The organism is Sinomonas soli (assembly GCF_054782415.1).
In genome coordinates this window covers 229,843-255,190 of the sequence record NZ_BAAGSN010000013.1, presented here as the reverse complement: position 1 = coordinate 255,190, position 25,348 = coordinate 229,843, and the positions used below count along the sequence as shown (strand labels likewise).

The window sequence follows — 25,348 nt, the reverse complement described above, 5'->3', positions numbered from 1 at the left end:
CTTCACACACCGGCCGCTGGCGGCGGCCGCCGGAATCGTTGGTGATTCGTTACCAACCTCAGAGGTCGCGCAGGCTCCGGAGGGCGGCTGCCGCGAGGACCTGGACGCCGTAGCCGATCGCAGCCTCGTCGACCACGTAGTCGCCGCGGTGGAGGTCGTACTCCTCGCCGCCGGGGGTGTGGGTTCCGAGCCGGAACATCGAGCCGGGGACCTCGGAGAGGAACCAGGCGAAGTCCTCCCCGCCCATGGACTGGGGCGTGAGCACCACGGCGTTCTCCCCCAGCTCGGCGCGCGCCGCGGCCTCAAGGAGCGCTGTCTCGTGCTCGGAGTTCACCACAGGGGGCACCCCGCGGATGTGCTCGAGGCTCACCTCGACCCCGTACGGAGCGGCGACCTGCTGCACGACCTCGTCGAGGAGCTCCCCCGCGCTGTGCCAGGCGTCGCGGTCGAGGCAGCGCATGGTCCCGGACATGGAGCCGGTGGCCGGGATGGCGTTCGGCGCGGCACCGGCGGAGATCTGGCCCCAGACCATGGACACCCCGCTGCGCACGTCCACCCGCCGGGAGAGGACCGCGGGCACGTTGACCGCGATCTGCGCGAGCGCGAAGACGAGGTCCTCGGTCAGGTGCGGGCGCGAGGTGTGGCCGCCGCGGCCGGTGAGCTGGATGCGGATCGTGTCCGAGGCCGAGGTGATGGGGCCGATGCGGGTGCCGATCTTGCCGACGTCGATGCGCGGGTCGCAGTGCAGCGCCATGATGCGCGGCACGCCGGAGAGCACCCCCTGGCCGATGCAGGCCAGGGCTCCGCCGGGCATGGTCTCCTCCGCCGGCTGGAAGAGGATCCGCACCGTGCCGTCGAGCGGGGTCTCCCCGTCGATCTCGGCGAGGAGCAGCGCGACCCCCAGGGCCACCGTCGTATGGACGTCGTGGCCGCAGGCGTGGGTCACGCCGTGGTTGCGCGAGGCGAACGGCAGGCCCGTCTCCTCGATGATCGGCAGGGCGTCGATGTCGCCACGGACTGCGGTGGCGATCGGGCCGGTGCCGATGTCGACGACGACGCCCGTGCCCTCGAGCCGGCGCGGCGTGAGCCCGGCCGCCTCGAGGCGCGCCACGATCCTGTCGGTGGTGCGGTACTCGTGGAAGGACAGCTCGGGGTGCGAGTGGAGGTCCCGGCGGAATTCGATCAGCTCTGGCAGGAACGCCTCGAGACGAGGGCCTACAAGGGGCGTGGGCTTCGTCTCCGTCGTGTAGTTTCGCACCTGTTCACTCTAGCGTCACCGTCCTCAGAGGACGTCGAGGTCCCCGCTCGCCTTCAGCCCGGCGACGGCGTTCTTGACCTTCTGGGCATGCTCCGTCGTGGTCACGAGGAGGGCGTCCGGCGTGTCGACGATGACGACGTCCTCGATGCCGATGAGCGCGATGACCCTCTTCGTGTCCGAGACCACGATGCCGCTGGCATCCTCCGTGAACACGCGGGCGCCCTCCCCCAGCACCGTGACGCGCTCGGCCTCGCGGGCGCTGTTGAGCCGCCCGATGGCGGCGAAGTCGCCGACGTCGTCCCAGCGGAACGCTCCGGGCACGACGGCGACGTCCCCGGCGGCGGCTGCAGGCTCGGCGACGGCGTAGTCGATCGCGATCTTCGGCAGCGTCGGCCACACGCGGGCGGCGACCTCGTCGCGGGCCGGGGTGTCCCAGGCCTCCGCGATCTCCGTCAGGCCGGCGTGGAGCTCGGGCTGGTTGGCCTCGAGGTGCTCGAGCATGAGGGCGACGGGCGCGACGAACATGCCCGCGTTCCACAGGTACTCGCCGGAGGCGAGGTACTTCTCCGCGACCTCGAGGTTGGGCTTCTCCACGAACTCCACGACGGCGCGCGCGCTCGGTGCGCCGGGCACGTCGAGCGCCTCGCCCCCCCGGATGTAGCCGAAACCCGTCGAGGGGTGCGTCGGCTCGATGCCGATCGTGACGATCTTGCCGCGCTCGCCGGAGGCAGCGGTGAGGATCGCCTCGCGGACGGCGGCCTGGAAGACGGCGTCCGGGCTGATGACCTGGTCGGCCGCGAAGGAGCCCATGATGGTCGCCGGGTCGCGGCGGTACAGGATCGCGGCGGCCAGCCCGATCGCGGCCCCGGAGTCCTTCGGCTCGCTCTCCAGAACGAGGTTGGCGGAGTCCAGTTCGGGAATCTGGCGGCAGACCGCGGCGCGGTGGGCCTCGCCGGTGACCACGAGGAAGCGATGCCCGGCCAGCGGGGTCAGCCTGTCGTACGTGGCCCGGATGAGGGTGCTGCCGGAGCCCGTCAGGTCGTGCAGGAACTTGGGCGCCGCGGCGCGCGAGAGGGGCCACAGCCGAGTGCCCACGCCGCCCGCGGGGATCACCGCGACGAACTTCTCGAGCGGATCATGCGGTGCGGGCGCAGGGCCGGCGACGGGGGCAGTTTTGTCTGTCATCGCCCCCCACTCTAGTGGAGCGGGAGGCCCGATCACGGTGGACCGCAGACCGCAAGGGGGGTCACTGTGACAATCCCCACTGCATTAACATGCCCCAGAGGGCTATTTGAGTAAGCTGTGGGCGAAGCCTAGATTTAGGCTGGATTCTGACTAGGTGAGCGCGCCCTTCGTACAGCAGGGCCACTCCGCACCGGTTGCCCCCTCCGCATGGGCCCCATGCGGGCGCCGGTGCCCGCAGGGAGGTTTATTCAGTGCCGACAAAACCAGCTGGCACCCTGTACCGCGGCCGTGAAGGCATGTGGTCGTGGGTCGTACACCGGATCACCGGCGTCGTCATCTTCTTCTTCTTGTTGGTGCACGTCCTGGACACCTCATTGGTGCGTGTGTCCCCCGAGGTGTACACGGCGGTCATCGCCGAATACAAGAACCCGCTCATGGCCCTCGGCGAGACTGGTCTCGTCGCAGCCATCCTCTTCCATGCATTCAACGGCCTGCGGGTGATCCTCGTGGACTTCTGGAAGAACGGACCCAAGTACCAGCGCCAGATGCTGTGGACGGTCGTCATCGTCTGGGTCGTCGTCTTCGCAGGCTTCGCCATCCGCCACCTCTCACTCGCGCTGGGAGCCCACTGACATGACCACAGCACCTGAAATCCGCGAGCCGCGCAGCACCTCCGTGACCGGCCGGATCGCCCCGCAGTACAAGCGCACCGGCGGCCCCAAGGGCCAGTTCGAGATGATCGGCTGGCTCTTCATGCGCCTGTCCGGCATCGTCCTGGTCGTCCTGATCTTCGGCCACCTCTTCGTGAACCTCATGGTCGGCGAAGGCGTCCACGGCATCGACTTCGGCTTCGTCGCCGGCAAGTGGGCCAGCCCGTTCTGGCAGTTCTGGGACCTCGCCATGCTCTGGCTCGCGATGCTCCACGGCACCAACGGCGTGCGCACCATCATCAACGACTACGCCGAGCGGGACTCCGTCCGCTTCTGGCTCAAGGCGGTCCTCTTCGCGGCCAGCGCCATCATCGTGATCCTCGGCACCCTGGTGATCTTCACCTTCGACCCGTGCCCGGTGGTCAACGGTGTCCGCACGGTCGCCGACTACTGCCCCGCCTCGTAACCAGCGGATCCCCCGCAAGAAATGGAGCTTCACAGCATGCAGGTCCACAAATACGATGTGGTGATCGTCGGCGCCGGTGGCGCCGGCATGCGAGCAGCGATCGAGGCCGGCCAGCGGGCCCGTACGGCCGTGCTGACCAAGCTGTACCCCACCCGCTCGCACACGGGAGCCGCCCAGGGCGGCATGTGCGCGGCCCTCGCCAACGTCGAGGAAGACAACTGGGAGTGGCACACCTTCGACACGGTCAAGGGCGGCGACTACCTCGTCGACCAGGACGCGGCGGAGGTCATGGCCAAGGAAGCGATCGACGCGGTCCTCGACCTCGAGAAGATGGGCCTGCCGTTCAACCGCACCCCGGAGGGGCGGATCGACCAGCGCCGCTTCGGCGGCCACACCCGCGACCACGGCAAGGCCCCGGTCCGGCGCGCGTGCTACGCCGCCGACCGCACCGGCCACATGATCCTCCAGACGCTCTACCAGAACTGCGTCAAGCACAACGTCGAGTTCTACAACGAGTACTACGTGCTCGACCTGCTCGTCGTGGAGGAGGACGCGACCCGCGAGGACGGCACCCCGTTCAAGCAGAAGCGCGTGGCCGGCGTCGTGAGCTACGACCTCGCCTCGGGCGAGCTGCACGTCTTCCAGGCCAAGGCCGTCGTGTTCGCCACGGGCGGCGCCGGCAAGGTCTTCAAGACGACCTCGAACGCCCACACCCTCACGGGCGACGGCATGGGGATCGCGTTCCGCCGCGGCATCCCGCTCGAGGACATGGAGTTCATCCAGTTCCACCCGACGGGCCTCGCGGGGCTGGGCATCCTCCTCTCGGAGGCGGCCCGCGGCGAGGGCGCGATCCTGCGCAACTCCGAGGGCGAGCGCTTCATGGAGCGCTACGCGCCGACCATCAAGGACCTCGCCCCCCGTGACATCGTGGCCCGCTCGATGGCCAACGAGGTGCGCGAGGGCCGCGGTGCCGGTCCGAACAAGGACTACGTGCTGCTGGACCTCACCCACCTCGAGCCGGCGCACATCGATGCGAAGCTGCCGGACATCACGGAGTTCGCGCGGACCTACCTCGGCGTCGAGCCCTACACGGAGCCCGTGCCGGTCTTCCCGACCGCGCACTACATCATGGGCGGCGTGCCGACGAACATCAAGGGCGAGGTCCTGCAGGACAACGACACCGTGGTCCCCGGCCTGTACGCCGCCGGCGAGGTCGCGTGCGTGTCCGTCCACGGCTCGAACCGCCTCGGCACCAACTCGCTGCTCGACATCAACGTCTTCGGCAAGCGCTCGGGCATCAACGCCGCCGAGTACGCCAAGACCGCCGAGTTCGTGGAGCTGCCGGAGGACCCGGCCGCCGAGACCGTCGCACTGCTCGACACCGTCCGCAACGCGGCCGGCACCGAGCGGATCGCGGCGATCCGCGCCGACCTGCAGGAAACCATGGATGCGAACATGCAGGTGTTCCGCACCAAGGACTCCATCGCGCAGGCCCTTGCGGACATCACGAAGCTCCGCGAGCGGTACCGGAACATCGGCATCCAGGACAAGGGCAAGCGCTTCAACCTCGACCTCCTCGAGGCTGTGGAGCTCGGCTTCCTGCTGGACCTTGCCGAGGTCATGACCGTTGCTGCGCTGCACCGCAAGGAGTCCCGCGGCGGCCACTACCGCGAGGACTTCCCCGATCGCGACGACGCCAACTGGATGAAGCACACGATGCTCTACAAGGACGACGCCGCGGAAACCGAGGGCATCAAGGGCCTGCGCTTCGGCACGAAGCCCGTTGTCTTCACCCGTTACGAGCCGATGGAGCGTAAGTACTGATGACCGCCTCAACCGCTGAGCCAGCGTCCAAGGTCGAGCTGCCCGCGAGCGTGGGCGGCGGGGGCGAGATCCCCACGTTCGATGTCACGCTGCGTGTGCGCCGCTACAACCCGGAGGTCTCCGAGGAGTCGACCTGGGACGAGTTCCGACTGACGATGTACGGCACCGACCGTGTCCTCGATGCCCTCCACAAGGTCAAGTGGGAGCACGACGGCTCGCTGTCGTTCCGCCGCTCGTGCGCCCACGGCGTGTGCGGCTCAGATGCCATGCGCATCAACGGCCGCAACCGCCTCGCCTGCAAGACCCTCCTGAAGGACCTCGACACGTCCAAGCCGATCGAGGTAGAGCCCATCAAGGGCCTGCCGGTCGAGAAGGACCTGATCGTGGACATGGAGCCGTTCTTCCAGTCCTACCGCGAGATCATGCCGTTCCTCGTCTCCAAGGGCCACGTGCCCACCAAGGAGCGACTCCAGTCCGCCGAGGAGCGCGAGCGCTTTGACGACACCACGAAGTGCATCCTCTGCGCGGCGTGCACCTCGTCCTGCCCGGTGTTCTGGACCGACGGGCAGTACTTCGGGCCCGCCGCCATCGTGAACGCGCACCGCTTCATCTTCGATTCGCGGGACGACGCCGGCGACATGCGCCTCGAGATCCTCAACGACAAGGAAGGCGTGTGGCGCTGCCGCACCATCTTCAACTGCACCGATGCCTGCCCCCGCGGCATTCAGGTGACCAAGGCGATCTCTGAGGTCAAGCAGGCCATTCTGGCCCGCAAGATGTAGCGGACCGCCGCCCGGGAAATACAGGGGCGCCGCCCGTTCTGAGGAGGTCAGGACGGGCGGCGCCCCTCTGTGTGCCCTCCCGGGCCGCGCGCTCAGGCCTTCTCGCGTCCGCCGAACTTGAGCTCTTCCCGCAGCTGCCAGAAGCCGTCGGCGTCGTGCTCGTACAGCCCCATGCTGCCCACCGTGAAGGAGGCGCTGTAGGACTCGAGCCCGTTCTGCGCCTCGTCGAGCCGCTCGGGCGGCAGGTCGTGCGCCACCGTGACGTGGGGGTGGTACGGGAACGGCAGGGTGCGCGCAAGCGGGCCCCGCTGGAGCTCGCGGTGCAGGCTGACGCACTCCTCGAAGCCCTCATCCACCTTGACGTACACCACGGGCGAGACGGGGCGGAAGGTGCCCGTGCCCCGCAGCCGCACGGTGAACGGCTGGGCCCGGGCGGCCACGGCGCGCACGTGCCGCGCCGCGGCGCCCCAGTCGGACGTCTCGGTGGTGGTCACGAGCGTGATGTGGGCCGGGATGACCTCGGCCATCCGGTCCCCGAAGGAGGCACGCCAGGCGCGCAGCTCCTGGGCCACCGTGTCGGGGAACCCCAGGATCACCCCGACGAGCGGCCGGTCTGCACCTCCGGGTGTACCCGCTGCGTCCTCGATCGCGCCGTCCTCGAATCCCGGCATGGCCTCAGCCGACGGCCGCTGCCGCCGGGGCGAGGGCAGGGAGGAACCCGACGCGCTCGTAGACGTCGGCGAGCGTGCGCGACGCGATCTCGCGGGCCTTGGCGGCGCCGCGGGCCAGCAGCCGGTCCAGCTCCGAGGGATCGGTCAGGAGCTCCTCGGTGCGTGCCTTGATGGGGGCGACGGCGTCCACCACGACCTGAGCCACGTCGGCCTTGAGGTGGCCGTACATCTTGCCCTCGTAGGAGGCCACGAGAGAGTCCATGTCCTCGCCGGTGATGGTCGAGATGATGGAGAGGAGATTCGAGACGCCCGGCTTGGCCTCGCGGTCGAAGCGGACCACGGTCTCGGCGTCGGTCACGGCCGACTTGATCTTCTTCGCCGTGGCCTTGGGGTCGTCGAGGAGGTTGATCAGGCCGTTGGGCGACTCCGCGGACTTGGACATCTTCGCCGTCGGGTTCTGCAGGTCGTAGATCTTCGCCGAGGTCGGCGGAATGAGCGCCTCCGGGACCACGAAGGTCTCGCCGAAGCGGGTGTTGAAGCGCTGCGCCAGGGTGCGCGCGAGCTCGAGGTGCTGGCGCTGGTCCTCGCCCACGGGAACCCCGTAGGGCCGGTAGAGGAGGATGTCGGCGGCCATCAGCATCGGGTACATGAACAGGCCCGCACTGGCGGCGTCGTGGCCATGGCGCGCCGCCTTGTCCTTGAACTGGGTCATGCGGGACGCCTCGCCGAAGCCCGTGAGGCAGGTCAGGACCCACGCGAGCTGGGCGTGCTCGGGCACGTGCGACTGCACGAACAGCGTGGAGCGCTCGACGTCGATCCCGCCCGCGATGTACTGCGCCGCCGTCAGCCGCGTGCGGTGCAGGAGCTCCGCGGGGTCGTGCGGGACCGTGATGGCATGCAGGTCGGGGATGAAGTACAGGCACTCGTACTGGTCCTGGAGATTGACCCAGTTGACGAGGGCGCCGAGGTAGTTGCCGAGGTGCAGCGAGTCGCCCGAGGGCTGCATTCCGGAGAGGAGTCGCTGGCGGGCGGGAGCAGGAGCAGTCATGGGGTCAGGCACTTCCGGGGTTCTGGAGCTGGTAGTCGATGACGAGCGGGGCGTGGTCGGACCATCGGGTGTCCCATGCGCTCGCCCGGTCGACGACGGCGTTGCGCGCCACGGAGGCGAGGGACGGCGTGGCCATGTGGTAGTCGATGCGCCACCCGGCGTCGTTGTCGAACGCCTTGCCGCGCTGGGACCACCAGGTGTAAGGGCCGTCGACCTGGCCGGCCAGATCGCGGTGCACGTCCTTCCAGCCGATCTCGGTGCCGAAGAACCGGTCGAAGTAGGCCCGTTCCTCGGGGAGGAACCCGGCGCGCTTCTGGTTGGCCTTCCAGTTGCGGATGTCCAGCGGGCTGTGGCCCACGTTGAGGTCCCCGACCACGAGCGCGTAGTCGCTCATCTCGGCGAGCTCCGGCAGCCGCTTGAGCATGACGTCCAGGAAGCGGTACTTGTCGTCCTGCTTGGGGGTGCCCGCCTCGCCCGAGTGCACGTACGCGCTGACCACGGTCAGCTGGCGGCCGCCCTCGAGCGCGAAGTCGGCCTCGACCCACCGGCCTGCGGTGGCAAAGTAGTCGTCGCCGATCCCGATCCTCGTCTCCGTGGGGGCCTCGCGGGAGGCGATCGCCACTCCGGCCCGGCCCTTCGCATCGGCCTCGGCATGCAGCACGTGCCAGCCGTCGAAGTACTCGTGGACGATCGGGTCGGGGGCACGGACCTCCTGCAGGCAGAGGATGTCCACCTCGCGCGTCCCGAGCCACTCCGGCATGCCCTTGCGCCACGCGGCGCGGAGGCCGTTGACGTTGACGGTCGCGATGCGCAGGGCCCCACCCTTCGGGGCCGATTCGGGGGAAGTCACCTAGCCACTCTACCCTTCGTCGATGACGGTCCCGGTGAGGGGCGTGCCGTCGTCAGGACGGAGCATGTCGCGGGCGTTGGCGGCGGTGATCTGGATCGTCTCGAGGGCCCGGTCCACCATCTCGCGGTCGCCCCCGAGGTTCTCGCGGATCACGCGCTCCTGCACCTGGATGATCTTGAAGGAGTGGTCGAGCTTGAGGTCGCGGACCTCGTCGACCGAGCGGGCCTCGCCGCCGGCGACCGACGGCGCGCGGCCGGTGAGCTGCTCGGCGGCCCGCTCGAAGCGCTCCTGCGCCTTGCGGCCCGCGGTGCGCACAGTGGTGAAGACGAACAGCGCGAAGACCAGCCAGCCGAACGAGACGATGGCCACGATCCAGCCGATCACCTCGTTCTGGTTCGCTGCGAAGATCACGGCCACGAGGAACGCGAGCACGAGGACCGACAGGCCGAGCGCGCCGACCTTGAGGCCTCCGCGGCGGCCTGCCGGGGCGCCGTCGGACTGGGGGGACGTGTTCTGGTGGCCGATGCTCTGCATGCGGTCCATTCTCCCAGACGCCCGCACTGCCGCCCGCCGCGCCCGCTCGCCTCGCCGCCCTGCTCCCCCGGCCCGGTCCTGCCGCCGCCCTCCCCGGCCCGGTCCTGCCGCCCTCCCCGCCCTTCCTGCCGTTTCGGGTACGCATCTTGTCGCGATTTCCCCATCTCGGGTACGCATCTCGTCGCGTCTTCCCCATCTCGGGTACGCATCTCGTCGCGTCTTCCCCATCTCGGGTACGCATCTCGTCGCGTCTTCCCCATCTCGGGGACGAGGGTGGCGCGGACCACGGCGGGCGTCCGGCCCGCGCGGGCAGGGCACCCGGCGTCGTGCGCACCCGAAACCCCCAAAGGGCGACGAGATGCGCACCCGAAACCCCCAAAGGGCGACGAGATGCGTACCCGAAACGGGACGGCGGGTGGGGGGTCAGCGCAGGAAGAGGGAGCGCAGCCGGCGCGTGGTGAACGCGACCCCCACGAGGATCATGACCGCGTAGTAGAGCAGGTGCACGCCCGTGGCCGGGGTGAAGACCCCGATGCTGATCTGGCGCATGAGCTCCACGCCGTGCCACAGGGGGAACGCCTGCACGATCCACTGCACCGGTGCGGGATAGACAGACAGCGGGTAGAACGTCGCCGAGAACAGGAACATGGGCAGCATGACGAACGTGATCAGATCCATCTGCTGGAAGGTCTTCATGTAGCTCGTGATGGCCATCCCGAAAGACGCGAAGCCGAAGGCGACCATTACAGAGGCGGGCACGAGCAGGAGCGCCCACGGCGTGGTGATGAGGCCCATGACACCCATGACGCCTGTGAAGCCCAGCGCGTAGAGGAAGCCGCGGAACAGGGCCATGAAGATCTCGCCCATGGCAATGTCGAGCGGGCCGAGGGATGTGTAGAGCATGCCCTGGTAGAGCTTGCCGAAGTGCATCTTGAAGAACACGTTCCACGTCGAGTCGTAGATGGCGCCGTTCATGGCCGAGACCGCCAGGAGCGCCGGCGCGATGTACGCGGCGTAGGAGATGGGCGCGCCGCCGGGGCCGGTGACGTTGCCGACGAGGCTGCCGAGCCCGATCCCCATCGAGAGCAGGTAGAAGACGGGCTCGAAGAACCCGGAGACGAGGATGATCCAGTTCTGGCTCTTGATGACGCGGAAGCCGCGCTCGATCACCGCGCGCGCGTTGCCCGCGTACAGGGCGCCGAGGGGCCGGCCGCTGGCGGTGATCTCGTAGTCCTCGTCGGTCAGGGCGCTCACTTGCCCATCCTCTTCGCGTAGTTCCTGCGGGCCCACCAGATGCCCACGGCACCGAGCGCGCCCAGGTACAGCACGTGCACCGCCACGAGCCAGCCCGGCTGGCTCAGCCCGTAGGAGGCCATGCGGCCGAGCTCGTTCCCGTGCCACAGCGGCGAGATCCAGCCGATCCACTGCATGCCCACCGGCATCGTGGCGAGCGGGTAGAAGGTGCCGGAGAACAGGAACAGGGGCATGACGATGAAGCGCTGGATCATGGAGAACTGGAAGTTCTCCGACTCGATGTGCGCCGAGTAGGCCATGAGCGGGGCCCCGAAGGCCATCCCGGCGAACACGCCGATCGGCACGAGCAGCCACGCCCAGGGACCGGGCGCGGCGCCGAAGGCGAGCATGATGAGGAAGAACACGAGGCACTGGACGGTGAGCCGCACGCCGACGGCCATGATGTGCCCGGCCGCAAGCTGCCCGGGCACGAGCGGGGTGACGTGCGGGCCGAAGTAGACGCGCCGCCACTTGAAGCCGTCCATGACGGGGAACATCATCTCGTTCGCGCTGGTCATGACGGCGCTCGAGATGAGCAGGGCCGGGGCGGCGAACGCGAGGTACCCCACGCCGTCGAACGCGGCCCGGGCCCCGCCCGCGCTCCTGTCAACGATCGAGGCGAGCCCCACCCCCATCGAGAACAGGTACAGCAGCGGGTTGCCCACGCTCGTGACGACGATCGTGACGAGGTAGGCGCGCATGCCGTGGAGCATGTGCTCGGCGAAGTAGAACGAGCCCCAGCGCCGGGCCTTCGCGGCCGAGACGTCGGGGGCATGCGCGGCGAGGCGGGCCGGCGCGGCCTCAGTCAACGAGAGACCGTCCCGTCAGGCGGAGGAAGACGTCCTCGAGGGAGGCGCGCCGCACGAGCGAGGTGAGGGGGTGCAGCCCGCGGGCCCGGATGAGCTCGAGCGCCCGCTCCCCGTCCGCGGCGTAGACGAGCACCCGGTCGGGCAGCGCCTCGACGCGCTCGCCGACGCCCTCGAGCTGGCCGACGACGGCGGCGTTCCGCTCGGCGCCGAAGCGCACCTCCAGCACCTCCCGACTCGAGTGCTCGCGGATGAGCGCCGCGGGAGACCCCTCCGCCATGATGCGCCCCTTGTCCACGACGATGAGCCGGTCGCACAGCTGCTCGGCCTCGTCCATGTAGTGGGTGGTCAGCACGAGCGTGACGCCCTGCTCCTTGAGGCGGAAGAGCCTGTCCCACAGGACGTGGCGGGCCTGCGGGTCCAGCCCCGTGGTGGGCTCGTCGAGGAGCAGGATCTTGGGCTCGTTGACGAGCGAGCGGGCGATCGTGAGGCGGCGCTTCATGCCGCCGGAGAGCGAATCGACCTTTGCGGTGGCCTTGTCCTCGAGCTGGGCGAAGGCCAGCAGCTCGTCGGCGCGCTGGCGCAGGTAGTCCATCGGAAGCCCGAAGTAGCGCCCGTAGACGATGAGGTTGTCCCGGACCCGCAGCTCCTCGTCGAGGTTGTCCTGCTGCGGCACGACGCCGAGGTGCGCGCGGACCTCCGGACCCTGGCGCTCGGGGTCGAGGCCCATGATCTCGAGCGTGCCGGCGGTGCGCTGGGTGACGCCGCCGATCATCCGCATGGTGGTCGACTTGCCGGCCCCGTTGGGCCCGAGGAGCCCGAAGGACTCGCCGGCGGGCACCTCGAAGCTGATGCCGTCGACGGCGCGGAACTCGCCGTAGGCCTTCACGAGCTCCTCGGCGCGGATGACAGTCCGCCTGTCTGCCTCACCCACGGCTGACCCCCCGGCAGTTACAAGAGCGGAATGTGACACAGGTCGCAGCCTAGTACTGTCGGCCACATTCCGCAACGAGTCTTTCACAATGGGGAAGGGCCTCCCGAGCCTCCCCCACCGGCGCTCTGGCCGGCGATGAACTCCATGAGGGCTCTGGCCCGCCGGGTGGGCCGCACGGCGGCATTCCAGGCCATGAGCACCCGGACCGGCGCCGGGGCCGGGGTGATCTCGACGGGCACCACGGGAAGCCCCTCGTAGGTCTCGTCCCGCGCCGGGCGCTGGACCAGGAGGGCATAGCCCAGGCCGCGGCCCACGAGCGAGCGCGTGAGCTCGAAGTCAGTGGTGCGGTAGCGGATGCGCGGGACCACCCCGGCGGCCCGGAACACGGACAGGGTGTGCTCGCCGCTGGGGTGCAGGTCGAGGAACACGAGCGGGTCCTCCGCGAGCGCGTCCAACGTGACCGTGCGGGCGCCGGCGAGCCGGTGGTCCGCGCCCAGGAGCGCGTACACGCGGGCCTCCGCGATGGTCCGCGCCTCGAGGCCCTGCGGCAGGTTCATGTCGTAGAGCAGGGCCGCGTCGAGCTCCCCGGCGAGCAGCGCCTCCTCGAGCGGGGCCTGCTGGTCGGCGACGAAGTCCAGCTGGACCTCGGGGTGCGCCCGGCCGAACTCCGCCAGGATGGGCGGGATCAGGGTCACGGCCAGCGTGGAGTAGCAGCCCAGGGCGACGGGCCCGCGGAGGGTCGCGCCGGCGTCGAGCGCGGAGAGCTCGAGGTCCGCGGCGCCCGCGAGGAGCTCGCGGGCGTGGTCGCGGACGTAGGCGCCGGCCGGGGTGAGGACCACGCCGTGCGCGCGGCGGCGCACGAGCAGCTGGGCACCGAGGGCCCGCTCGAGGTCGCTGAGCGCAGAGCCGACCGCCGTCTGGGTCACGTGCAGCCGCTGCGCCGCGGCGCTGATCGACCCCGCGTCCGCGACCGCCAGGAGGTAGCCGAGCTGGCGCAGCGTGAACCGGCTCGGGATGCGGACGACGCCGGCCGCCTCCTCGGCGCGTCCCGTCGGCCCTCCCATGGCGCACCTCCTTGTGAAGAAGAAGTTGTCTAATATCGAGCTTTTTTGAACTTTACCTGCCTTTATGGCCTGCGCCACACTCGGAGCCATGACCGTTCAGCCAGCCCCCGCCCCCGCCGACCTGGGCGCCCCCGTCGCCGACTGGGTCCGCCTCGAGGACCTCTACGCCGACCCCTACCCCATCTACCGGCGGCTGCGCGCCGAGTCGCCGGTCGCGTGGGTGCCGGCCGTGGGCCGCTACCTCGTGACGAGCTTCGAGGCCTGCCACCGGATCGAGCAGGACGCCGACACGTTCTCGGCGGACGAGGAGGGTTCGCTCATGAAGCGCTCCATGGGCCACTCCATGCTGCGCAAGGACGACCCGGAGCACCAGGTGGACCGCGCGGCGTACGGGCCGGTGCTGCGGCCCAAGGCCATCAAGGAGACGTGGACGGCGGTCTTCGCCAGGAACGCCGAGAAGTACCTCGCCGACTTCACCGCGGCCGGCCCGGGGGCCGACCTGCACCTGGGCTTCGCCGCCCCCTTCGCCGCCGAGAACCTGCGCGAGATCATGGGCTTCCGCAACGCCACGCAGGAGGACCTGCAGCGCTGGAGCCAGACCATGATCGACGGCACCGGCAACTACGCCGACGACGCGGAGGTGTGGGCCAAGTCCGCGGCCTCCAGCGCCGAGGTGGACGCCGCGATCGACGAGCTCATCCCGGTGCTCACGGCCGATCCGGACGCGACCCTCCTCTCGGCGGTGGTCAACGCCGGCCTGCCGGTCGAGGCCATCCGGGCCAACATGAAGATGACGATCGGCGGCGGCCTGAACGAGCCCCGCGACGTGCTCGGCACGGCCGTGTGGGCCCTCCTGTCCAACCCGGACCAGCTCGCCCAGGTCCTCGCCGACCCCGCCCTGTGGCCCACCGCGTTCGAGGAGGCCGTCCGCTGGGTCGCGCCGATCGGGATGTACCCGCGCCAGACCACCCGTGCGGTGGAACTCGGCGGGGCGGGCCTGCCCGCAGGGGCGCGGCTCGGCGTCGTCATCGGCGCCGCGAACCGCGACCCGGAGCAGTTCGAGGACCCCGAGGCGTACAACCTCAACCGCGAGAAGAAGCCCCACCTCGCCTTCGGCGGCGGCACGCACTTCTGCGCCGGCACCTGGGTGGCCCGCACATCCGTGGCCCAGGTGGCCCTCCCGCGGCTCTTCGACGCCCTGCCGCGCCTGCGGCTCGCCGACCGGCCGGCCCGCGAGGGCGGCTGGGTCTTCCGCGGCATGCTCGAGCTCCCCGTGGCCTGGAACTGAGGAAGGAAGACCATGCCCACCATCACCTACATCCAGCCCGACGGCACCGAGACCGTCCTCGACGTCCAGCCCGCCACCTCCGCGATGCGCGCCGCCGTCGGCGCGGGGGTCCCGGGGATCGTCGGCGAGTGCGGCGGCCAGGCCATGTGTGCCACCTGCCATGTCCTGGTCCGCCCCGATTTCCTCGACGTCCTCCCCCCGATGGGCGAGGACGAGGACGAGATGCTCGAGTGCACCTCGACCCCCCGCGATGCGGCCCGCAGCCGCCTCGGCTGCCAGATCTCCTGCGGGACCCTCGACGCCCTCGTGGTCGACGTCCCCGCGGGCCAGGTGTAGCGGATGGTCCAGCAGCCTCCCCTCGGCCCGGCGGACAGCGTCGTGGTAGTCGGCGCCGGCCACGCGGGCGTCCAGCTCATCGACTCGCTCCGCGCAGGCGGCTACACGGGGGCCATCACGCTCCTCTCCCGCGAGTCGGCCCGGCCGTACCAGCGGCCGCCGCTGTCCAAGGACTTCATCGCCGCCTCCGGTGCGCCCGAGGCCCTGCCGCTGCGCGGCGAGGGCTTCTTCGACGACGCCGGCGTGCGCGCCCTCTGGGGAGTCGCCGCCGAGCGCATCGACCCCGGGGCTCGCCAGGTCGTGGCGGACACCGGCGAGCGCATCGCGTACTCGGCGCTCGTGCTCGCGACGGGGGCCGACAACCGCCGCCTCGGGGTGCCGGGCGAGGACCTCGCGGGCATCGTGTCCCTGCGGACGCTGGAGGACGCGGCCAGGGCGCGCGCCGGGCTCGAAGGGGCCCGCCGCGCCGTGGTGGTCGGCGCCGGCTTCGTGGGCCTCGAGGTCGCGGCCGCCGCCCGGGCCCGCGGAGTCGACGTCACCGTGGTGGCGCCCACCGAGCGTCCCCTGCGGCGCTCCGTCTCCCCCGCGGTCTCGGCCTTCCTCGCCGAGCGCCACGCGCTGGATGGGGTGCGGCTCGAGCTGGGCACGGCGGTGGCGGGCTTCCGGGCACGCCCGGCCGCGTCCGGCCGCGGCGACCGGGTGGCCTCGGTGACGACCGCGGACGGGCGCGAGCTGCCGGCCGACGTCGTCGTGGTCGGCGTCGGGGCCTCCCCCGCCGTGGGACTCGCCGCCGCTGCCGGGCTGGCGGTCGGGGACGGGGTGACGGTCGACGGCGCGCTGCGCACCTCCGATCCGCGCATCCTCGCCATCGGCGACTGCGCGAGCTTCCCGAGCGCGCACGCGGGGCGCCGGGTCCGCCTCGAGTCGGTGCAGAACGCGACCGACCAGGCGCGGCACGCCGCGGCCGTGCTGCTCGGCGCCGCGGCCGGGCCCTACGCCGAGCTGCCGTGGTTCTGGAGCCACCAGGGCCCCACGAAGGTCCAGATCGCCGGGCTCTCCCGGGGCGACGCGCACCGCGTGGTGCGCGGCGACCGGGCCTCGGGGAAGTTCTCCGTGTTCGCCTTCGACGTCACCGGCGCCGAGGCGCGGCTCGTCGCCGTGGAGAGCGTCAACAGCCCCGGGGACCATCTGGCCGCGCGCCGCCTCCTCGGGGCGGGCCGGCAGCTCACCCCGGACGACGCCGCCGACCCGGCCTTCGACCTGAAGGCCTATTCGCGCGCGGCGCCGGTCCCCGCGTGATCCGGGGACCTGCCGTCGTGCTCCCCGGGCTGCCCGTAGGAGCCGAGCTTCTCGACCGCATAGTCGAGGAGCGCGGCCGCGCGGGGGGTGAGCACCATGTCCTCGGGCCAGATGGCCACGACGTGGGTGCGGGTCGCGGGCGGGTCGAGGCGCCGGACCGCGACCGGGAGGCCCTCGACGCTCGCGGGCCGCACGTTGGGGCGGGACATCAGCAGGCCGTAGCCCACGCCGCGGCCCACGAGGGCCTCCACGAGGATGATCTGCGGAACCCGCGCCGCGATCGTCGGCGTGAGCCCACGGGCGGCGAAGGCCTGCACGGTGTTGACGGTGCTGGGACTCGCCTCGTAGTGGATCAGCGGCTCCTCGGCGAGGTCCGCGAGGTCCACGGCCTCCCCCGCCGCCAGGGGGTGGTCGGGGTGCAGGTGCGCCTCGAGCTCCGTCGCGTAGATCTCGCGCCGGGCGTAGCCCACGGGCAGGAACATGTCGTACATGATGGCGACGTCGAGGCGTCCCGAGTCGAGCGCCGGGAGCAGGTCGTCGTTGGTGCCCACGGTGATCTCGAGGTCCACCCCCGGGTGCCGCCGCGGGAAGCCGTCGAGGAGCGCGGGGACGATGCTGGTGGCGAAGCTCGCGAAGCATCCCAGCTTCACGGGCCCGCGCAGCTCCTGGCCCCGGCGCGCATCGAGAACGAGCTCGCGCGTGTCGGCGAGGATGCGGCGGGCCTGCACCGCGAAGTGCTGCCCGGCGGGAGTGAGCGCGAGGCCGCGCGCCTTGCGGCGCACGCACAGCTGCTCCCCCACAGTCTTCTCCAGGCTCGTGATGGCCTGCGAGAGCGCCGACTCGGAGATGTGCAGGCGGACCGCGGCCGCGCTGAGCGTGTCATGGTCCGGCAGGGCGGCGAAGAGCTCGAGCTGCCGCAGCGTCACGTCTGCCAAGGACGCTCACCTCCGCTATATAAGTTGCTTCAAAGTATATTGGCGAATCTCTGAAGTTTACATACGGAAGTGGTGTCGGCCACTATGGTGACACCGCCACCTCCGAGCCTGAGCCCGAACGGGCCAGGGCCATCACCGTTCCCCCGCGGCCCCGGCCGCACCACGAGGCATCAGCGACGATGCCGGCCAGCAAGGACACCAGCCATGACCCATACCGGCACCGGCGCCGTCTCCGCCGCAGCGAACCAGCGACGCGTCGCCTTCGCGACGATCATCGGAACCACCATCGAGTGGTACGACTTCTTCATCTACGCCACGGGCGCGGCCCTCGTCTTCGCGGAGCTGTTCTTCAAGCCCGCCGGCGCGAACATCGCCACCCTGCTCTCGTTCGCGACCGTCGGCATCTCCTTCCTCTTCCGCCCGCTCGGGGCGTTCCTCGCCGGGCACTTCGGCGACGTGATCGGCCGCCGGGCGATGCTCGTGATCACCCTCATCCTCATGGGCGCGTCCACGACCCTCATCGGCGTCCTGCCCACCTACTCCCAGGTCGGCATGGCGGCGCCCATCCTGCTGCTGCTCCTGCGCATCCTCCAGGGCGTCTCGGCCGGCGGCGAGTGGGGCGGCGCGGTGCTCATGGCCGTCGAGCACGCCCCGGCGAAGCGCCGCGGCCTCGCGGGCGCCTTCCCGCAGCTCGGCGTGCCGCTCGGCATGCTCCTCGCCTCCGGCGTCATGGCGATCATGACTGGGGCCGTCTCCCCCGGCAAGGCCTTCCTCGAGTGGGGCTGGCGCGTGCCGTTCCTGCTGAGCATCGTGCTGATCGCCGTCGGCTACTTTGTGCGCCGCTCGGTCGAGGAGAGCCCGGTGTTCGCCGAGATCGCCGAGCGCGGCCGCCAGACCAAGGTGCCGATCGTCGTGCTGTTCCGCAAGCACTGGCACCTCGTGATCCTCGCGGCGCTCGTGTTCGTGGGCAACAACGCGGCCGGCTACATGACCACCGGCGGCTTCATCCAGGGCTACGCCACGGGCAAGCTCAAGATGGACGCGACCTCCGTGCTCCTCACGGCCACCGTCGCCTCCGCCATGTGGTTCGTGTCCACCCTCGTGGCAGGCATCCTCGCCGACAAGATCGGCCGGAAGGCCACCTACCTCATCGGCTTCGTCTTCCAGGCCCTGATGGTGTTCCCGCTGTTCTGGTTCGTCAACATAGGCAACCTCGGGGGCCTCTACACCGGCCTGGTGCTGTTCTCGATCGGTCTCGGCCTCACCTACGGCCCGCAGGCCGCGTGGTACTCCGAGATCTTCCCGGCGTCCGTACGCTTCTCCGGCGTCTCGATCTCCTACGCCATCGGCGCGATCCTGGGCGGCGCCTTCGCCCCGACCATCGCCCAGGCGCTCCTGCAGGCCACGGGCTCCACGACCGCCGTCTCGGCCTACCTGCTCATCGCGACGCTCGTGTCGATCGGCGCGGTCCTGTGCCTGCGCGACCGCCGCGGCATCCCGCTCGGCCCGGACCACGAGGCCGAGCAGGCCACCGGCGCGACGGTCTTCGGGCCCAACCGCGCTGCGGAGCCGGTCGCCGCGAAGGCCTGACCGGCCGTCCGCCTGCCCCCAGCCCGTCTGGGAGTCAGCACCTGAGGGTCAGGTCCTGTGGGTCACCTCGCGTGACCCACAGGACCTGACCCTCAGCGCGTGACGTTCAGGAGGTGGCCCCCAGAAGGCGACTTCCAGAATCAGGCGGGGGCGGCGGCCCGCTCGGCGGCCTCGACCACGTTGGTCATGAGCAGCGCCACGGTCATCGGGCCCACCCCGCCGGGGTTCGGCGAGACGTAGCCCGCCACCTCGGCGACGCCGGGATGGACGTCGCCGTAGACCTTCGACTTGCCCGTCTCGGGGTCCGTCTCGCGGGTCACGCCGACGTCGAGCACGGCCGCGCCGGGCTTGACGTCTTCAGGCCTGACGATGTGCTTGACCCCGGCACCGGCCACGATCACGTCCGCCCGGCGCAGGTGCTCGGACAGGTCCGTGGTACCCGTGTGCGTGATAGTCACGGTCGCATTGATCTCGCGGCGCGTGAGCAGCAGCGGGATCGGCCGGCCGATCGTGACACCGCGGCCCACCACGACCACGTGCTTGCCCTTGAGGTCGTAGCCGTTGCGGACCAGGAGCTCGATCACGCCCCGCGGCGTGCAGGGCAGCGGCGTGTCGATCGTGCCGCTGACGTTCAGCACGAGCCGGCCGAGGTTGGTCGGGTGCAGGCCGTCGGCGTCCTTGGCCGGGTCGATCCGCTCGAGGATCGCGTCCGTGTCGAGGTGCTTCGGCAGCGGGAGCTGCACGATGTACCCGTGGCACGCGGGGTCCGCGTTGAGCTCGTCGATGAGGGCCTCGACCTGCTCCTGGGTGGCGTCCGCCGGCAGTTCGCGCTGGATCGAGTTCATCCCGATCGCCTCGGACTGCTTGTGCTTCATGCCCACGTAGAGCTGCGAGGCGGGGTCTGCACCGACGAGCACGGTGGCGATGCCGGGGGTGATCCCCCGGGCCTTGAGGGCTGCGACGCGCTCGGCGAGCTCCTCCTTGATGGCGGCCGAGGCCGCCTTGCCGTCGAGGACGGCCGCGCGGCCCGCTGTCTGGGATGCCATCGGTCCGCTCACCATTCCTCGTGGCCCGGGTAGAGCGGGAAGTCCGCTGCGAGCTTCTCGACGCGGGCGCGGAGGGCGTCGGCGTCGGCACCCCCCTTGAGCGCCGTGGCGATGATGTCGGCGACCTCGGTGAACTCGGCGGCGCCGAAGCCGCGGGTCGCGAGCGCCGGGGTGCCGATCCGCAGGCCGGAGGTGACCATCGGCGGGCGCGGGTCGAACGGGACGGCGTTGCGGTTGACCGTGATGCCGACCTCGTGCAGGAGGTCCTCGGCCTGCTGGCCGTCGAGCTGGGAATGGCGCAGGTCCACGAGGACCAGGTGCACGTCGGTGCCGCCGGTGAGCACGGACACGCCCGCCTCCGCGACGTCCTTCTGCGAGAGGCGCTCCGCCACGATCTTCGCCCCCTCGAGGGTGCGCTGCTGGCGCTCCTTGAACTCGTCGGAGCCGGCCACCTTGAACGCCACGGCCTTGGCGGCGATGACGTGCATGAGCGGTCCGCCCTGCTGGCCGGGGAAGACGTTGGAGTTGATCTTCCGGCCGAACTCCTCCTTGGCCAGGATCACGCCCGAGCGCGGGCCCGCGAGGGTCTTGTGGACGGTCGAGGTCACCACGTGCGAGTGGGGCACGGGCGAGGGGTGCAGCCCGGCCGCGACGAGGCCGGCGAAGTGGGCCATGTCGGTCCACAGGAGCGCCCCGACCTCGTCGGCGATCGAGCGGAACGCCGCGAAGTCCAGGTGGCGGGGGTAGGCGGACCAGCCGGCGATGATGACCTGCGGACGCTCGGCGAGGGCCTGCTCGCGGAGCCTGTCCATGTCCACGCGGAAGGTGTCCTGCTCGACCTGGTAGGCCGCGACCTCGTACAGCTTGCCGGAGAAGTTGAGCTTCATGCCGTGCGTGAGGTGGCCGCCGTGGGCGAGCGAGAGCCCGAGGATCTTGTCGCCGGGGTTGATCATCGCGGACAGCGCCGCGGCGTTGGCCTGGGCGCCCGAGTGGGGCTGGACGTTCGCGAACTCGGCGCCGAAGAGGGCCTTGACGCGGTCGATCGCGAGGTTCTCGGCGACGTCGACGTACTCGCAGCCGCCGTAGTAGCGCTTGCCCGGATAGCCCTCGGCGTACTTGTTGGTCAGGACCGACCCTTGGGCCTCCATGACGGCGCGGGGGGCGAAGTTCTCGCTCGCGATCATCTCGAGGGTGCTGCGCTGGCGGCCGAGCTCCTGGTCGAGGACGGCGGCGATCTCGGGATCGACCTCGCTCAGCGGCAGGTTGCTGACGGCGGACACGGTAGGAGTGGCGGGGCTCACGGGATCTCCTGGGTTGTCAGGTGGCGGGAGGCTACTGGTCAGGCTACCGGCCTCCGCGCTCCCCCGGAACTTCCGCGGCAGAGCATGAAGGCGCAGCGTCACGACCCCGGCCCAGGCGTACGATCCGCGGTGTCCCATGTGTGCCGCTCCCCGGTGGTGATCCACCCAACGCCAGTCGCGACGGCTCCCAGTCTACCGTGGGCTGCTGGCCACGCCCTGGCCGGCCGGGAACAGTCTGGGCCGTCCCGCGGTTTCCGCAGATGATTGATCCGTCAACGAAAGAGGATGTCGTGGAGGCACGCCCAGCGGTGGTCATCGGCGCAGGACAGGCCGGGCTCAGCGCCGCGTACTGGCTGCAGCGCCGCGGGCTCTCCCCGTGGGAGGACTACGTGGTCCTCGACGCCAACACGGGGCCGGGCGGAGCCTGGCGGCACCGGTGGGACTCCCTGACCTTCGACGCCGCCCACCATCTCCACTCCCTCCCCGGCCTCCCCCTCGAGGCGCCCGACCCGCACGAGCCGGCCTCCGCCGTCGTGCGCCGGTACTACGGCGGCTATGAGCGCGCCTTCGGGCTGCCCGTGGTCCGCCCCGCCCGCGTCGCCTCGGTGGAGCGCACAGACGACGGCGCCGCCCTCCTCGTGCGGGCCGCCGACGGGCGCGCGTGGCTCGCCGAGGCCGTCATCTCCGCGACGGGGACGTGGGACCAGCCGTACTGGCCGCACTACCCGGGGCGCGAGCAGTTCCGCGGCCGGCAGCTGCACACGCACGACTTCGTCTCCGCCGAGGAGTTTGCCGGGCAGCGCGTCCTGGTCGTCGGGGCCGGGACGAGCGCGCTGCAGTTCCTCCTCCAGCTCGACGCCGCCGGCGCCCGCACGGCCTGGTCGACGCGGCGGCCGCCGCAGTGGACCCGGGAGCCCTTCGGCGCCGAGTGGGGCGCGGAGGTCGAGCGGCGCGTCGGCGAGCGCACGCGCGCCGGGCTGCCGCCCCTGAGCGTCTCCGCCGCGACGGGCCTGCCGCTCACCGAGCAGTACCGGGCCGGCATCCGCTCCGGGGTGCTCGTCTCCCGCGGCCCGCTCGCGCGGCTCACGGCCACCGGCGCGGTCCTCGCCGACGGCACCGCGCTCGAGCTCGACGCCATCCTGTGGGCCACCGGCTTCCGGGCCGCGCTCGGGCACCTCGCCCCGCTGCGGGTGCGGGAGCCGGGCGGCGGGGTCCTCATGGCCAGCGACGGGGTGAGCGTGGTGCGCGAGCCGCGGCTGTTCCTCGTCGGCTACGGGGCCAGCGCCTCGACCATCGGGGCGACCCGGGCCGGGCGCGCTGCCGCCCTGGCGGCGACCCGGGCGCTGCGGCGCGGGTCCGAGCGCGAGGAGGCGGCCGCCGTCGTGCGCTGAGCCGTCCCGCCCGGCGGGCCGGGCGCACACGGCTCGCTACGCTAGAGCGCGTGAAGCGCAACAGGTTCATCGTGACCCTCTCCTGCCCCGACCGACCGGGGATCGTGCACGCAGTCTCCGGCGCCCTCCTGGCCGCCGGCTGCAACATCGCCGAGTCCCGCCAGTACGAGAGCCCGCACACCGGCACGTTCTTCATGCGCGTCGAGGTCGAGACGGAGTCGGACCGGGGGGCCCTGGAGGCCTCGCTCGCACCCGTCGCCGAGGGGTTCTCGATGCGGCTGGGGCTCTTCGGGGGCGGTCAGCCGGTGCGTACGCTCATCATGTGCTCCAAGGACGGGCGGACCCTCAACGACCTCCTCTTCCAGCAGCGGGCGGGGACGCTGCCGATCGAGGTGCCCGCGGTGGTGTCCAACCACACCGACCTCGCACCGATGGCCGAGTTCTACGGCGTGCCGTTCGTGCACCTGCCCGTCTCCTCGGCCACCAAGGCGGAGGCCGAGGAAAGGCTGCTGGGCCTCGTCGAGGAGCACCGGATCGAGCTCGTAGTGCTGGCCCGGTACATGCAGATCCTCTCCGACGGGCTGTGCCGCGCGCTCGAGGGCCGCGCGATCAACATCCACCACTCGTTCCTGCCCTCGTTCAAGGGGGCCAAGCCCTACCACCAGGCGCACGCCCGCGGAGTGAAGATCATCGGGGCCACCGCGCACTACGTGACCGCGGACCTCGACGAGGGGCCGATCATCGAGCAGGAGGTCATCCGGGTGGACCACTCCAAGACGGCCGAGCAGCTCGTGCAGATGGGCCGCGACGTCGAGGGCCGCACCCTGTGCCGGGCCGTCCAGTGGCACGCCGAGCACCGCGTCCTGCTCGACGGGCACCGCACGGTGGTCTTCGCCTGACGGCTCCCCGGGAGGGGCCTCCCCCCGGGAAGTCCGGTCAGCGGCCGTTGGCCTGCCGGTGCGCCCGGGCCAGGTCCACGTAGTGGGCGGCATTGCGGTAGAGGCCCTGGACCTCCTCCTCCGTGAGCTCGCGGCGAACCTTGGCGGGCACTCCCGCCACGAGCGACCGCGGGGGCACCTGGGTCCCCTCGAGGACCACGGCCCCGGCCGCGACGAGCGACTCGGCCCCGATCACGGCGCCGTTCATGATGGTCGCGCTCATGCCCACGAGCACGTTGTCGCCCACCGTGCAGCCGTGGACCACCGCGTTGTGGCCCACCGAGACGCCGGCCCCGACCGTGCACGGGAACCCGGCGTCCGCGTGCAGGACCACGTTGTCCTGGAGATTGCTCCCGGCCCCGACGGTGATGGTGGCGGTGTCGGCGCGCACCGAGACCCCGTAGAAGGCGCTCGAGCGGTCGGCCAGGTGCGCGTCGCCGATGACGGAGGCCGTGGGGGCCACGAACGCGCTCGGGTGGATGTCCGGGGTCTTGCCCCCGAATTCGATCACTGGGCTCATGGCCCCCAGACTAGTGGTCTGCTCGGAAGCCTGACGATGACCCGTGTTGCGTTCATTTCTTGACGACAAGAGGGACCAGAGCGCAAGCTGTGTGGCATGGTCTCCACCCTGCGCTCGACGACGAGCGGCACCGGCAACCCCGGCTCCCAGTCAGCGCTCCGAAAGCTCAACGAGCAGCGCATCGTGGAGGCGCTCATGGCGGGCCCCGCGACCCAGGCCGAGCTCTCCCGCCAGACCGGCCTCTCGACCGCCACCGTGTCGAACATCGTCAAGGTGCTCTGCGACGCGAGCGTGGTCGCCACGGAGCCGACCACGAGCTCGGGCCGGCGCGCACTGAGTGTCCGGCTCAACAGCAATTCGGCGGTCGCCGTGGGCATCGACTTCGGGCGCCGGCACCTGAGGGTGGTGCTCGCGAACCTGGCCTACGAGGTCCTGGCCGAGGAGAGCATGATGCTGCCCCTCGGCCACCAGGCGGACGTGAGCATCACGGCCGCAGTGGACGTGCTGGACCGCCTGCTGGCCGAGTCCGGCGTGCGGCGCGAGCACATCGTGGGGGTGGGCGCGGGGATCCCCGGCCCCATCGACCACCGGACCGGCACCGTGGTCCAGGGCGCCATCCTTCCCGAGTGGGTCGGATTCCAGATCCTGGCGCACCTCGAGGAGAGGCTCGGGCTCCCCGTCTTCGTGGACAACGACGCCAATCTCGGCGCCCTCAGCGAGGTCACCTGGGGCCCCCACAACGGGGTCGAGAACCTCATGTTCGTGAAGATCGGGTCCGGCATCGGCGCGGGCCTCATCATCAACGGGGCCCCGTTCTACGGGCACGTCGGGGTCACCGGAGAGATCGGGCACTCGACGATCGTGGAGCACGGGCTCGTGTGCCGCTGCGGCAACCGCGGCTGCCTCGAGACGGTCGCGTCCACCACCACCATGTCGGAGCTGCTCAGCAGGGGCCACCCCGACCAGATGACCCCCGACGAGATCGTCGAGCGCGCCCGGGCCGGCTCTGCGGCCGTCCTGCGGGTGCTCGACGACGCCGGCCTGGCCGTGGGCCGCGCGCTGGGCGCGGTCGCCAATCTCATCAGCCCCGAGGTGATCGTCATCGGCGGCCCCCTCGCGGGGCTCGGCGAGATCCTGCTCGAGCCCATCCGGCGGGGCCTGCTGCGGCACGCGGTGCCGCTCGTGGGGGAGACGACCGCCCTCGCGATGTCCGCGCTGGGGGCCCGCGCCGAAGCTCTTGGGGCGGCCGCGCTCGTGTTCCAGAACGCGGAGATCGCCCATCGCTCCTGAGGCCCTGCGGCACACCATAATCGGAGCAGCACCCTCAGATTGCGTTCAA

At 71.0% G+C, this 25,348-nt stretch carries 25 protein-coding genes and 1 riboswitch; of the genes, 11 read left to right on the top strand and 14 right to left on the bottom strand.

The window, feature by feature from the left end; translation table 11 throughout:
• Window positions 1–58: 58 nt before the first annotated feature.
• Together ACYVKZ_RS13220 and ACYVKZ_RS13215 are read right to left on the bottom strand one after the other, a co-directional pair.
• Complete coding sequence (locus ACYVKZ_RS13220; RefSeq protein ID WP_460992710.1) at window positions 59–1,258, bottom strand: amidohydrolase; 1,200 nt, start codon at window positions 1,256–1,258, stop codon at window positions 59–61.
• Between the two features lie 24 nt (window positions 1,259–1,282).
• Entirely contained in the window at window positions 1,283–2,443 is a 1,161-nt protein-coding gene (locus tag ACYVKZ_RS13215) for a mannose-1-phosphate guanylyltransferase (protein WP_460992709.1), read from the bottom strand.
• A gap of 251 nt (window positions 2,444–2,694) precedes the next feature.
• On the opposite strand from ACYVKZ_RS13215, the gene sdhC reads away from it, so the two are divergent.
• From sdhC to ACYVKZ_RS13195, 4 genes are read left to right on the top strand one after another with little or no spacing between them, the layout of a single operon-like run.
• On the top strand, window positions 2,695–3,075 hold the full coding sequence (gene sdhC / locus ACYVKZ_RS13210; RefSeq protein WP_084249366.1) for a succinate dehydrogenase, cytochrome b556 subunit: 381 nt from the start codon (window positions 2,695–2,697) through the stop codon (window positions 3,073–3,075).
• Between the two features lies 1 nt (window position 3,076).
• Window positions 3,077–3,559 carry a succinate dehydrogenase hydrophobic membrane anchor subunit gene (locus ACYVKZ_RS13205; RefSeq protein ID WP_310077272.1) on the top strand — a complete coding sequence of 161 codons (483 nt, stop codon included), beginning with the start codon at window positions 3,077–3,079 and terminating at the stop codon, window positions 3,557–3,559.
• Window positions 3,560–3,595: 36 nt separating this feature from the next.
• The gene (gene sdhA, locus ACYVKZ_RS13200) at window positions 3,596–5,383 is read left to right on the top strand and encodes a succinate dehydrogenase flavoprotein subunit (RefSeq protein WP_460992708.1); all 1,788 of its coding nucleotides are present in this window, start codon (window positions 3,596–3,598) and stop codon (window positions 5,381–5,383) included.
• Window positions 5,383–6,165, top strand: a complete 783-nt coding sequence (locus ACYVKZ_RS13195; protein WP_460992707.1) for a succinate dehydrogenase iron-sulfur subunit — start codon at window positions 5,383–5,385, stop codon at window positions 6,163–6,165. Before sdhA ends, ACYVKZ_RS13195 begins: the two co-directional genes overlap by 1 nt.
• Window positions 6,166–6,257: 92 nt before the next feature.
• Here the strand turns inward: ACYVKZ_RS13195 and ACYVKZ_RS13190 are convergent, their stop codons facing one another.
• The 8 genes from ACYVKZ_RS13190 to ACYVKZ_RS13155 all read right to left on the bottom strand — a co-directional run bounded on the left by ACYVKZ_RS13190 (window position 6,258) and on the right by ACYVKZ_RS13155 (window position 13,365).
• Window positions 6,258–6,836 carry a 2'-5' RNA ligase family protein gene (locus tag ACYVKZ_RS13190; RefSeq protein WP_460992706.1) on the bottom strand — a complete coding sequence of 193 codons (579 nt, stop codon included), beginning with the start codon at window positions 6,834–6,836 and terminating at the stop codon, window positions 6,258–6,260.
• A 4-nt stretch (window positions 6,837–6,840) separates the two neighbouring features.
• Window positions 6,841–7,884 carry a tryptophan--tRNA ligase gene (gene trpS, locus ACYVKZ_RS13185; protein WP_460992705.1) on the bottom strand — a complete coding sequence of 348 codons (1,044 nt, stop codon included), beginning with the start codon at window positions 7,882–7,884 and terminating at the stop codon, window positions 6,841–6,843.
• Window positions 7,885–7,888: 4 nt separating this feature from the next.
• Complete coding sequence (locus ACYVKZ_RS13180) at window positions 7,889–8,734, bottom strand: exodeoxyribonuclease III (protein WP_460992704.1); 846 nt, start codon at window positions 8,732–8,734, stop codon at window positions 7,889–7,891.
• 9 nt (window positions 8,735–8,743) lie between these two features.
• Window positions 8,744–9,268, bottom strand: a complete 525-nt coding sequence (locus ACYVKZ_RS13175; RefSeq protein ID WP_460992703.1) for a hypothetical protein — start codon at window positions 9,266–9,268, stop codon at window positions 8,744–8,746.
• Window positions 9,269–9,691: 423 nt separating this feature from the next.
• Complete coding sequence (locus tag ACYVKZ_RS13170) at window positions 9,692–10,522, bottom strand: ABC transporter permease (protein WP_460992702.1); 831 nt, start codon at window positions 10,520–10,522, stop codon at window positions 9,692–9,694.
• Window positions 10,519–11,370 carry an ABC transporter permease gene (locus ACYVKZ_RS13165; RefSeq protein WP_460992701.1) on the bottom strand — a complete coding sequence of 284 codons (852 nt, stop codon included), beginning with the start codon at window positions 11,368–11,370 and terminating at the stop codon, window positions 10,519–10,521. The genes ACYVKZ_RS13170 and ACYVKZ_RS13165 overlap by 4 nt, the downstream gene beginning before the upstream one ends.
• Window positions 11,363–12,301 carry an ABC transporter ATP-binding protein gene (locus ACYVKZ_RS13160; protein WP_460992700.1) on the bottom strand — a complete coding sequence of 313 codons (939 nt, stop codon included), beginning with the start codon at window positions 12,299–12,301 and terminating at the stop codon, window positions 11,363–11,365. The genes ACYVKZ_RS13165 and ACYVKZ_RS13160 overlap by 8 nt, the downstream gene beginning before the upstream one ends.
• A gap of 83 nt (window positions 12,302–12,384) precedes the next feature.
• Window positions 12,385–13,365 carry a LysR substrate-binding domain-containing protein gene (locus ACYVKZ_RS13155; protein ID WP_460992699.1) on the bottom strand — a complete coding sequence of 327 codons (981 nt, stop codon included), beginning with the start codon at window positions 13,363–13,365 and terminating at the stop codon, window positions 12,385–12,387.
• Between the two features lie 88 nt (window positions 13,366–13,453).
• On the opposite strand from ACYVKZ_RS13155, the gene ACYVKZ_RS13150 reads away from it, so the two are divergent.
• The 3 genes from ACYVKZ_RS13150 to ACYVKZ_RS13140 are packed head-to-tail and all read left to right on the top strand — an operon-like array spanning window position 13,454 to window position 16,288.
• Window positions 13,454–14,653, top strand: a complete 1,200-nt coding sequence (locus ACYVKZ_RS13150) for a cytochrome P450 (RefSeq protein WP_460992698.1) — start codon at window positions 13,454–13,456, stop codon at window positions 14,651–14,653.
• Between the two features lie 12 nt (window positions 14,654–14,665).
• The gene (locus ACYVKZ_RS13145; protein WP_460992697.1) at window positions 14,666–14,989 is read left to right on the top strand and encodes a 2Fe-2S iron-sulfur cluster-binding protein; all 324 of its coding nucleotides are present in this window, start codon (window positions 14,666–14,668) and stop codon (window positions 14,987–14,989) included.
• 3 nt (window positions 14,990–14,992) lie between these two features.
• The gene (locus tag ACYVKZ_RS13140) at window positions 14,993–16,288 is read left to right on the top strand and encodes an NAD(P)/FAD-dependent oxidoreductase (RefSeq protein WP_460992696.1); all 1,296 of its coding nucleotides are present in this window, start codon (window positions 14,993–14,995) and stop codon (window positions 16,286–16,288) included.
• Here the strand turns inward: ACYVKZ_RS13140 and ACYVKZ_RS13135 are convergent.
• Window positions 16,258–17,214: a LysR substrate-binding domain-containing protein gene (locus ACYVKZ_RS13135; RefSeq protein WP_460992731.1), complete on the bottom strand. Its 957-nt coding sequence runs from the start codon at window positions 17,212–17,214 to the stop codon at window positions 16,258–16,260. The two genes, ACYVKZ_RS13140 and ACYVKZ_RS13135, sit on opposite strands and share 31 nt — an antisense overlap.
• 213 nt (window positions 17,215–17,427) lie before the next feature.
• On the opposite strand from ACYVKZ_RS13135, the gene ACYVKZ_RS13130 reads away from it, so the two are divergent.
• The gene (locus ACYVKZ_RS13130; protein ID WP_460992695.1) at window positions 17,428–18,813 is read left to right on the top strand and encodes an MFS transporter; all 1,386 of its coding nucleotides are present in this window, start codon (window positions 17,428–17,430) and stop codon (window positions 18,811–18,813) included.
• A gap of 140 nt (window positions 18,814–18,953) precedes the next feature.
• On the opposite strand, the gene ACYVKZ_RS13125 is transcribed toward ACYVKZ_RS13130, so the two are convergent.
• Window positions 18,954–19,859: a bifunctional methylenetetrahydrofolate dehydrogenase/methenyltetrahydrofolate cyclohydrolase gene (locus ACYVKZ_RS13125; protein WP_460992694.1), complete on the bottom strand. Its 906-nt coding sequence runs from the start codon at window positions 19,857–19,859 to the stop codon at window positions 18,954–18,956.
• An 8-nt stretch (window positions 19,860–19,867) separates the two neighbouring features.
• Window positions 19,868–21,160 carry a serine hydroxymethyltransferase gene (gene glyA, locus ACYVKZ_RS13120; protein WP_460992693.1) on the bottom strand — a complete coding sequence of 431 codons (1,293 nt, stop codon included), beginning with the start codon at window positions 21,158–21,160 and terminating at the stop codon, window positions 19,868–19,870.
• Window positions 21,161–21,262: 102 nt separating this feature from the next.
• A riboswitch (ZMP/ZTP riboswitch) is annotated at window positions 21,263–21,349 on the bottom strand.
• A gap of 71 nt (window positions 21,350–21,420) precedes the next feature.
• Here glyA and ACYVKZ_RS13115 point away from each other — a divergent pair.
• Window positions 21,421–22,551, top strand: coding sequence for an NAD(P)-binding domain-containing protein (locus tag ACYVKZ_RS13115; RefSeq protein WP_460992692.1), 1,131 nt, complete (start codon window positions 21,421–21,423; stop codon window positions 22,549–22,551).
• A gap of 50 nt (window positions 22,552–22,601) precedes the next feature.
• The gene (gene purU / locus ACYVKZ_RS13110; RefSeq protein WP_460992691.1) at window positions 22,602–23,450 is read left to right on the top strand and encodes a formyltetrahydrofolate deformylase; all 849 of its coding nucleotides are present in this window, start codon (window positions 22,602–22,604) and stop codon (window positions 23,448–23,450) included.
• A 37-nt stretch (window positions 23,451–23,487) separates the two neighbouring features.
• Here the strand turns inward: purU and ACYVKZ_RS13105 are convergent, their stop codons facing one another.
• A complete protein-coding gene (locus tag ACYVKZ_RS13105; protein ID WP_460992690.1) occupies window positions 23,488–24,009 on the bottom strand; it encodes a gamma carbonic anhydrase family protein in 522 nt (173 codons plus the stop codon).
• A 96-nt stretch (window positions 24,010–24,105) separates the two neighbouring features.
• On the opposite strand from ACYVKZ_RS13105, the gene ACYVKZ_RS13100 reads away from it, so the two are divergent.
• A complete protein-coding gene (locus ACYVKZ_RS13100) occupies window positions 24,106–25,299 on the top strand; it encodes an ROK family transcriptional regulator (RefSeq protein WP_460992689.1) in 1,194 nt (397 codons plus the stop codon).
• Window positions 25,300–25,348: the final 49 nt, after the last annotated feature.

Bases quoted from the DNA above. Each gene is read 5' to 3' on its own strand.
- ACYVKZ_RS13215 (WP_460992709.1), bottom strand. From the start codon at position 2,443: ATGACAGACAAAACTGCCCCCGTCGCCGGCCCTGCGCCCGCACCGCAT.
- ACYVKZ_RS13205 (WP_310077272.1), top strand. From the start codon at position 3,077: ATGACCACAGCACCTGAAATCCGCGAGCCGCGCAGCACCTCCGTGACC.
- sdhA (WP_460992708.1), top strand. From the start codon at position 3,596: ATGCAGGTCCACAAATACGATGTGGTGATCGTCGGCGCCGGTGGCGCC.
- ACYVKZ_RS13195 (WP_460992707.1), top strand. From the start codon at position 5,383: ATGACCGCCTCAACCGCTGAGCCAGCGTCCAAGGTCGAGCTGCCCGCG.
- ACYVKZ_RS13190 (WP_460992706.1), bottom strand. From the start codon at position 6,836: ATGCCGGGATTCGAGGACGGCGCGATCGAGGACGCAGCGGGTACACCC.
- trpS (WP_460992705.1), bottom strand. From the start codon at position 7,884: ATGACTGCTCCTGCTCCCGCCCGCCAGCGACTCCTCTCCGGAATGCAG.
- ACYVKZ_RS13175 (WP_460992703.1), bottom strand. From the start codon at position 9,268: ATGCAGAGCATCGGCCACCAGAACACGTCCCCCCAGTCCGACGGCGCC.
- ACYVKZ_RS13155 (WP_460992699.1), bottom strand. From the start codon at position 13,365: ATGGGAGGGCCGACGGGACGCGCCGAGGAGGCGGCCGGCGTCGTCCGC.
- ACYVKZ_RS13150 (WP_460992698.1), top strand. From the start codon at position 13,454: ATGACCGTTCAGCCAGCCCCCGCCCCCGCCGACCTGGGCGCCCCCGTC.
- ACYVKZ_RS13145 (WP_460992697.1), top strand. From the start codon at position 14,666: ATGCCCACCATCACCTACATCCAGCCCGACGGCACCGAGACCGTCCTC.
- ACYVKZ_RS13140 (WP_460992696.1), top strand. From the start codon at position 14,993: ATGGTCCAGCAGCCTCCCCTCGGCCCGGCGGACAGCGTCGTGGTAGTC.
- ACYVKZ_RS13130 (WP_460992695.1), top strand. From the start codon at position 17,428: ATGACCCATACCGGCACCGGCGCCGTCTCCGCCGCAGCGAACCAGCGA.
- ACYVKZ_RS13125 (WP_460992694.1), bottom strand. From the start codon at position 19,859: ATGGCATCCCAGACAGCGGGCCGCGCGGCCGTCCTCGACGGCAAGGCG.
- ACYVKZ_RS13115 (WP_460992692.1), top strand. From the start codon at position 21,421: ATGATTGATCCGTCAACGAAAGAGGATGTCGTGGAGGCACGCCCAGCG.
- ACYVKZ_RS13105 (WP_460992690.1), bottom strand. From the start codon at position 24,009: ATGAGCCCAGTGATCGAATTCGGGGGCAAGACCCCGGACATCCACCCG.
- ACYVKZ_RS13100 (WP_460992689.1), top strand. From the start codon at position 24,106: ATGGTCTCCACCCTGCGCTCGACGACGAGCGGCACCGGCAACCCCGGC.